Raw genomic sequence first — 7,360 nt, forward strand, 5'->3', positions numbered from 1 at the left:
TCGCGAAATTTCGCAGTCGCGACGCCAGAGACCGAGGGTTAGATCATGCCTAGCATTCACCTTCCGGCCGCCCGCTAAATATCTCCTTTTGGGTTGTTAATAAAACATCCAATAAGTTGACTGTGCGTGAAAAAGAAAGTTTTGTGTGATGGCGTTGAAGATCGCACCGTTAAGCTCTTATGTGGGATGGTGCAGAGCTCGACGACTACCGATAAAACGCAACCGCCGCAAACAGACAAGAAAAAGCCCCAACTGATAACAGTTGGGGCTTCAGTATTGTGATTGGTGGAGCAATAGCACCCTGAACCCAAAACCTTCTCGCTCAACCGGTAGTGGCTGATAACAACTCGTGAGGGCTATTGCGGGTTAAGCATTTAGCGATGTCTAGGGCCAGACTGGACGTCTGAACGCAAGCCGCTGATACTGTACATAACCACAGTATCAGCGGAGGATACCCATGTCGCTGGCAAGGAACGCCACGGCGAGTCAATCGCCCACTCAAACAAACGGTTACGAACGCCACCAACCCGACCAGACGCTGCTCTACCAGCTGGTTGAGCAGCACTACCCAGCCTTCAAAGCCTCACTCGAAGCCCAAGGTCAACACCTGCCTCGCTACATCCAACAAGAATTCAACGACCTCCTCCAATGTGGCCGTCTGGAGTATGGTTTCATGCGGGTTCGCTGCGAGGATTGTCATCACGAGCGTCTGGTCGCCTTCAGCTGTAAACGACGCGGCTTTTGCCCTAGCTGCGGTGCCCGCCGGATGGCCGAGAGTGCGGCGCTGCTGATAGACGAAGTCTTCCCCAAGGAGCCCATTCGCCAGTGGGTGCTCAGCTTTCCTTTCCAGCTACGCTTTTTGCTGGCTCGCCATCCCCAGCTGATGGGCCAGGTCTTGAGTATCGTCTATCGTACACTCTCAACTCATCTGATCAAAAAAGCCGGTTACACCAAAGCCTCTGCACAAACTGGCTCAGTGACTCTTATCCAACGCTTTGGCTCCGCGCTAAATCTCAATGTCCACTACCACATGCTGTTTCTCGATGGTGTCTATGCCGAAGATGACTATGGCAAGCAACGCTTCCATCGTGTCAAGGCACCCACTTACGATGAGCTGAATACGCTCGCTCACACCCTCAGCCATCGCATCGCTCGCTGCATGGAAAAGCGTGGGATTTTGGAGCGTGATGCCGAGAATACGTGGTTGACACTGGAAGAGGGCGAAGACGATACGCTGACTCAATTACATGGTGCTTCGGTTACGTATCGCATTGCCGTCGGCCCCCAGCAAGGGCGCAAAGTCTTCACCCTGCAAACCTTGCCAGGGCGTGAGGATAAAGCCGACTCAAGCAGTCGAGTAGCCAACCATGCTGGTTTCTCGCTACACGCCGGTGTGATGGCCGAAGCGCATCAGCGGGATAAGCTTGAGCGCTTGTGTCGCTACATTAGTCGGCCAGCGGTTTCAGAAAAACGTCTGGTAGATTGGCCCCTTGAAGATCCAGACACTTCGCCCCTCTTAACTTAAGAGGTAGTCTTGGAGCTATGTTCAGTACTAGTCACAACGAGAAGATGGTCGAAGTGTTAACAGGGGCCGAGCGCCGTCGACGCCGGACTCCACAAGAAAAGATCGCCATCGTGCAGCAGACCTTTGAGCCCGGGATGACCGTCTCTCATGTTGCTCGCTTGCACGACGTCAACGCAAACCAGCTTTTCAAATGGCGTAAGCAATTCCAAGAAGGGTCTCTCACGGCGATCACCGCCGGTGAGGATGTTGTTCCTGCTTCCGAGTTGGCTGCTGCCATCAAGCAGATCCGAGAGCTTCAGCGTCTGCTCGGGAAGAAGACCATGGAGAACGAGATCCTCAAAGAAGCCGTGGAGTATGGTCGAGCAAAAAAATGGATTGCGCATGCGCCCTTGTTGCCGGGGGACGACGATTAAGTGCTGTGAGCCAGGCTCTTAATGTATCGCGTGCGCAGCTATCCGTTCGTGTTCATCGAAAACCGGGTTGGCAAGATGGTCGTCATCATCGCCAGCGTGATGATGCAGCCTTACTTGGCCGTATCATGGAGGCGATGGCAGAGCTTCCCTCCTATGGCTATCGCCGGGTCTGGGCGCTGTTACGGCGTCAGTCTGAGGCAACAGAACAACCTGTGGTAAACGCTAAGCGGGTATATCGCGTCATGCGCGAGCATGGCTTGCTGCTGGAAAGAAAACCAGCTGCACCATTGGCCCAGCAGGCACATAAGGGGCGTGTTGCCGTCAAGGAGAGCAATCGACGGTGGTGCTCAGATGGCTTCGAGTTTCGCTGCGATAACGGTGAAAAACTACGTGTCACGTTCGCCATGGATTGCTGCGATAGGGAAGCGTTGGACTGGGCGGCCAGTACTGGGGGTTACGATAGTGACACTGTGCAAGATGTCATGCTGAGGTCTGTCGAACGTCGCTTTGGGGATTCGTTGCCGGCATCACCGGTGGAGTGGCTGACTGATAATGGCTCGGCGTATCGAGCCCATGAGACCCGCGCGTTTGCACGAGAAATCGGGTTGGAGCCCAGAACGACAGCAGTGAGAAGCCCACAGAGTAACGGTATAGCGGAGAGCTTCGTGAAGACGATGAAGCGAGACTATATCGAGATGATGCCAAAACCGGATAGCCGAACAGCGGTAGGCAATTTGGCTATCGCGTTTGAGCATTATAACGAGCACCACCCGCACAGCGCCTTGGGATACCGTTCACCACGGGAATTTCTGCGCAGTCGGGTATCACAACCCTAAGCGGGAAAAAGTGTCTGGACCTATGGGGTCAAATCCATCTGGCATTAACCGCCAATGGGCAGGTGCGTTACGAGCTCAAAACTCCGTACCGCAATGGCACCACCCATGTGATCTTCGAGCCGCTGGACTTCATCGCCAAACTCGCTGCGTTGGTACCTAAGCCGCGAGTCAACCTCACACGCTTCCACGGCGTCTTTGCACCGAACAGCAAACACCGAGTTCAAGTAACACCCGCCAAGCGGGGCAAGAAGCCCGACAAATCGGAAGGTCTCGATACTAACTGGCGTGACAAGAGTCCTGCAGAGCGCCACCGCGCCATGACCTGGATGCAACGCCTCAAGCGAGTCTTCAATATTGATATTGAAGTCTGCGAACACTGCGGCGGTCACGTCAAAGTGATTGCCAGCATCGAAGATCCGAAGGTCATTGAGCAGATTCTCAAGCATCTGAAACAGAAAACAGCCAAGGCGAATGCCGCCAAGCAGCGTGAGCTGCCACCAGAACGAGCGCCGCCACTGACTCCCAGCCTGTTCGATCCATCACAGAGTCGTCTCTTTGACTGACGACCCCAAATCCAACACTGCTCAACACTGCCAACTTTTAAACGGGGCGGTGGGGCAGTTTGTATCTCTCGAGCTATCAGGCTAGAGATTTTACCGCCAAATCGAACCTTATTAGAGCGGTTTAGGCTGGACCGGCAGTTAAAATTGGGGCTTGAGCGGTAAACGAGTGAGGGAATTTCAGGTAAGATACTTCGGATGAGGAGCAAAAAGGTGGTTTATACTTCCTATACCCGGCGACGGAAGCGGCGTGCTGCAGGGCCGAGCGGGTCACCTTGGTCGGGTCCAGGATGCCCATGGCGATCATGTCGCCGAACTCGCCGGTGGCGGCGTTGTAGCCGTAGCTGCCTTCGCCGGCCTTGACGTTGGCCACGATCACGCTCGGTTCTTCACCGGCGTTGGCCACGATGGCGCGCAGCGGGGCTTCCAGCGCACGGCGGGTGATGGCGATGCCCAGGTTCTGGTCTTCGTTGATGCCCTGCCAGGGCAGATCCGTGCACAGCACCTTGCCGGCCGGCAGCCCTTTTTAAGCGGGTACATATGCGTGATACGATCAAGGTGCTCCTGCTGCTGGGCGCATCCTTTGCGCTGGTTGCGTTGGAGAAAACCCTGGGCGAAAGGGCGCTATTTTCCGGATTGCTGGCGGTGATGGGGATGGGCGTCACCCTTTTAAAAACCAACGCCCCGGTTGCAAAGCGTATATCCGGCAAATTTTCAAAGCTTTGGGTGGCGGCAGAAATCTGGCTGTTTGTGCTGGTGGGTGCAACGGTCAACATCCGTTACCTTTTCTCCGCCGGGCTAAGCGGCATGCTGCTGATCACAGCTGCGCTGCTGTTTCGCATGCTGGGCGTGTGGATGAGTACGCTGGGTACAGACCTATCCCGGAAGGAGCGCCTGTTCTGCATGATTGCCTATCTGCCCAAGGCAACGGTGCAGGCTGCAATCGGCGCTATTCCGCTGGCGATGGGGCTTGGCAGTGGGGAAACCATACTTGCGGTGGCGGTTCTTGCCATTATACTTACAGCGCCGCTGGGGGCGTTGGGCATCGAGCTGAGCTATAAAAGGCTGCTTCAAAAACAGCAGTCGTAGTGTGCTTGTTCGATAGAACAAAAGAGGAACGAAAAATATTTTTCGTTCCTCTTTTTTAGATGATTTGCCTTCTGATTGGCTTATCCATTCTTTTTTATCAAGTATATAAGTTCTGTTCCGATGGTCTTTTTATCCTCAATCTCAAACTCGGCGGGCAAGCCGCCCTCGAACCATGCGGCGTAGTTCGCCTCCATGCCTTTTCCACGCCCGCCTAAACTACGCGTGGGAAAGCTGACAGCCATGCGCGGGGTATTGAGGGATTGTAAAAGTGCCATGGCAGAACCGGCCTGCTCCCGCTCCAGCAGGGGCAAAAGCTTAAAAATCAGCGCCAGGTCGCCGGCTTCGGCGGGCGGCGCACACAGCACATCCTGCAGGGCAAAGGTAAAATCCCAATCTTTTTCCCTAGCAAAGGGGGTGATGACATCCCCCAATCCCTGGTGGATATCACAGCCCCACACGGATGCAATGCCGCGCTCGTATAGCGCCAAGGGGTTAAGACCGCAGGCGATATCCAGCACGCGGCGGGGAGTTTCGGCTGAAAAGATAAAATCGTACAGGGTATCCAGCTCGGCCAGTCGCTCCTTGGTGGAGGCATGCAGCGACAATGCCTTTTTTACATCGCCCGCAGAAAGCGCGGCGGCAGCAGCCTTGAGCGATTCCGGGGTGACATATGCCCCGCAAATTCCATGCAGCCGGGTGCGTGCAGCCTCTACGGTCTGTTTGGGGGATTTATGCCGCCCCCATTCCTCAGTCAGGATGCGCCGCACGGTATCCGGGCAAAGGGCGCGGTATTTTTTTGAGGCCAGGATGGAGGTGAGGGCATCGTTGATGTTCATCGGTGTCTCCTAAATCGTTTTCGGGGTCTGACGCTCAGTGGAACGAAAATTCACGTTAAGGGATTTTGGTCATGAGATTATCAAAAAGGATCTTCACCTAGATCCTTTTAAATTAAAAATGAAGTTTTAAATCAATCTAAAGTATATATGAGTAAACTTGGTCTGACAGTTACCAATGCTTAATCAGTGAGGCACCTATCTCAGCGATCTGTCTATTTCGTTCATCCATAGTTGCCTGACTCCCCGTCGTGTAGATAACTACGATACGGGAGGGCTTACCATCTGGCCCCAGTGCTGCAATGATACCGCGAGACCCACGCTCACCGGCTCCAGATTTATCAGCAATAAACCAGCCAGCCGGAAGGGCCGAGCGCAGAAGTGGTCCTGCAACTTTATCCGCCTCCATCCAGTCTATTAATTGTTGCCGGGAAGCTAGAGTAAGTAGTTCGCCAGTTAATAGTTTGCGCAACGTTGTTGCCATTGCTGCAGGCATCGTGGTGTCACGCTCGTCGTTTGGTATGGCTTCATTCAGCTCCGGTTCCCAACGATCAAGGCGAGTTACATGATCCCCCATGTTGTGCAAAAAAGCGGTTAGCTCCTTCGGTCCTCCGATCGTTGTCAGAAGTAAGTTGGCCGCAGTGTTATCACTCATGGTTATGGCAGCACTGCATAATTCTCTTACTGTCATGCCATCCGTAAGATGCTTTTCTGTGACTGGTGAGTACTCAACCAAGTCATTCTGAGAATAGTGTATGCGGCGACCGAGTTGCTCTTGCCCGGCGTCAACACGGGATAATACCGCACCACATAGCAGAACTTTAAAAGTGCTCATCATTGGAAAACGTTCTTCGGGGCGAAAACTCTCAAGGATCTTACCGCTGTTGAGATCCAGTTCGATGTAACCCACTCGTGCACCCAACTGATCTTCAGCATCTTTTACTTTCACCAGCGTTTCTGGGTGAGCAAAAACAGGAAGGCAAAATGCCGCAAAAAAGGGAATAAGGGCGACACGGAAATGTTGAATACTCATACTCTTCCTTTTTCAATATTATTGAAGCATTTATCAGGGTTATTGTCTCATGAGCGGATACATATTTGAATGTATTTAGAAAAATAAACAAATAGGGGTTCCGCGCACATTTCCCCGAAAAGTGCCACCTGACGTCTAAGAAACCATTATTATCATGACATTAACCTATAAAAATAAGCGTATCACGAGGCCCTTTCGTCTTCAAGAATTTTATAAACCGTGGAGCGGGCAATACTGAGCTGATGAGCAATTTCCGTTGCACCAGTGCCCTTCTGATGAAGCGTCAGCACGACGTTCCTGTCCACGGTACGCCTGCGGCCAAATTTGATTCCTTTCAGCTTTGCTTCCTGTCGGCCCTCATTCGTGCGCTCTAGGATCCTCCGGCGTTCAGCCTGTGCCACAGCCGACAGGATGGTGACCACCATTTGCCCCATATCACCGTCGGTACTGATCCCGTCATCAATGAACCGGACTGCCACGCCCTGAGCGTCAAATTCCTTTATCAGTTGGATCATATCGGCAGTGTCGCGGCCAAGACGGTCGAGCTTCTTAACCAGAATGACATCACCTTCCTCCACCTTCATCCTCAGCAAATCCAGCCCTTCCCGATCTGTTGAACTGCCGGATGCCTTATCGGTAAATATACGGTTTGCTTTCACACCTGCGTCTTTGAGTGCTCTGACCTGAAGATCAAGAGACTGCTGACTGGTTGAGACCCGAGCGTAACCAAAAAGTCGCATAAAAATGTACCTTAAATCGAATATCGGACAACTCATGTCTATTATTACAAATTTACGATTTAATAGACATATTAATGTAACAGTTTTACGATGTCCGATAATTTATAACATTTCGTACGGTTGCAAAAATGTTACTAAATGCCCGTCAGGCAGGGAGGCCGATATGCCCGTTGACTTTCTGACCACTGAGCAGACTGAAAGCTATGGCAGATTCACCGGTGAACCGGATGAGCTTCAGCTGGCACGATATTTTCGGCACTGTTGCAAATAGTCGGTGGTGATAAACTTATCATCCCCTTTTGCTGATGGAGCTGCACATGAACCCATTCAA

5 protein-coding genes and 3 pseudogenes are annotated in these 7,360 nt (G+C 52.6%); 4 read left to right on the plus strand and 4 right to left on the minus strand.

The features are described from left to right. Positions 1 to 457 precede the first annotated feature (457 nt). The 3 genes and pseudogenes from OKC31_RS21070 to OKC31_RS21080 form a co-directional block, all read left to right on the plus strand. Positions 458 to 1,477: pseudogene (locus tag OKC31_RS21070) on the plus strand (IS91-like element ISCR1 family transposase); the annotation flags it as partial. A 92-nt stretch (positions 1,478 to 1,569) separates the two neighbouring features. Continuing rightward, positions 1,570 to 2,774 (plus strand): IS3 family transposase gene (locus OKC31_RS21075; RefSeq protein ID WP_100654772.1). Its coding sequence is split into 2 segments (ribosomal slippage): positions 1,570 to 1,888 and positions 1,888 to 2,774, totalling 1,206 coding nucleotides; the frame shifts between segments, so codons are not numbered across the junction. A 38-nt stretch (positions 2,775 to 2,812) separates the two neighbouring features. Continuing rightward, positions 2,813 to 3,337 (plus strand): annotated as a pseudogene (locus tag OKC31_RS21080) (transposase); the annotation flags it as partial. Between the two features lie 229 nt (positions 3,338 to 3,566). Here the strand turns inward: OKC31_RS21080 and OKC31_RS21085 are convergent. Beyond that, positions 3,567 to 3,815 (minus strand): annotated as a pseudogene (locus OKC31_RS21085) (TCP-1/cpn60 chaperonin family protein); the annotation flags it as partial. Positions 3,816 to 3,874: 59 nt separating this feature from the next. Between OKC31_RS21085 and OKC31_RS21090 the strand changes: the two are divergent. Then, entirely contained in the window at positions 3,875 to 4,423 is a 549-nt protein-coding gene (locus tag OKC31_RS21090) for a cation:proton antiporter domain-containing protein (RefSeq protein ID WP_014342204.1), read from the plus strand. An 80-nt stretch (positions 4,424 to 4,503) separates the two neighbouring features. Here OKC31_RS21090 and OKC31_RS21095 read toward each other — a convergent pair whose 3' ends face one another. The 3 genes from OKC31_RS21095 to OKC31_RS21105 all read right to left on the minus strand — a co-directional run bounded on the left by OKC31_RS21095 (position 4,504) and on the right by OKC31_RS21105 (position 7,029). Then, complete coding sequence (locus OKC31_RS21095) at positions 4,504 to 5,259, minus strand: 16S rRNA (guanine(1405)-N(7))-methyltransferase RmtB1 (protein WP_012372818.1); 756 nt, start codon at positions 5,257 to 5,259, stop codon at positions 4,504 to 4,506. A 169-nt stretch (positions 5,260 to 5,428) separates the two neighbouring features. Then, a complete protein-coding gene (locus OKC31_RS21100) occupies positions 5,429 to 6,289 on the minus strand; it encodes a broad-spectrum class A beta-lactamase TEM-1 (RefSeq protein WP_000027057.1) in 861 nt (286 codons plus the stop codon). 182 nt (positions 6,290 to 6,471) lie between these two features. Next, positions 6,472 to 7,029: a recombinase family protein gene (locus OKC31_RS21105; protein ID WP_001235713.1), complete on the minus strand. Its 558-nt coding sequence runs from the start codon at positions 7,027 to 7,029 to the stop codon at positions 6,472 to 6,474. Between the last annotated feature and the right edge of the window lie 331 nt (positions 7,030 to 7,360).

The sequence above is a fragment of the Aeromonas sp. Y293-4 genome (assembly GCF_027705905.1).
GTDB classification, from domain to species: Bacteria; Pseudomonadota; Gammaproteobacteria; order Enterobacterales; family Aeromonadaceae; genus Aeromonas; species Aeromonas veronii.

Coding starts and splice junctions, on each gene's coding strand:
- OKC31_RS21090 (WP_014342204.1), top strand. CDS start 3,875: ATGCGTGATACGATCAAGGTGCTCCTGCTGCTGGGCGCATCCTTTGCG.
- OKC31_RS21105 (WP_001235713.1), bottom strand. CDS start 7,029: ATGCGACTTTTTGGTTACGCTCGGGTCTCAACCAGTCAGCAGTCTCTT.
- OKC31_RS21095 (WP_012372818.1), bottom strand. CDS start 5,259: ATGAACATCAACGATGCCCTCACCTCCATCCTGGCCTCAAAAAAATAC.
- OKC31_RS21100 (WP_000027057.1), bottom strand. CDS start 6,289: ATGAGTATTCAACATTTCCGTGTCGCCCTTATTCCCTTTTTTGCGGCA.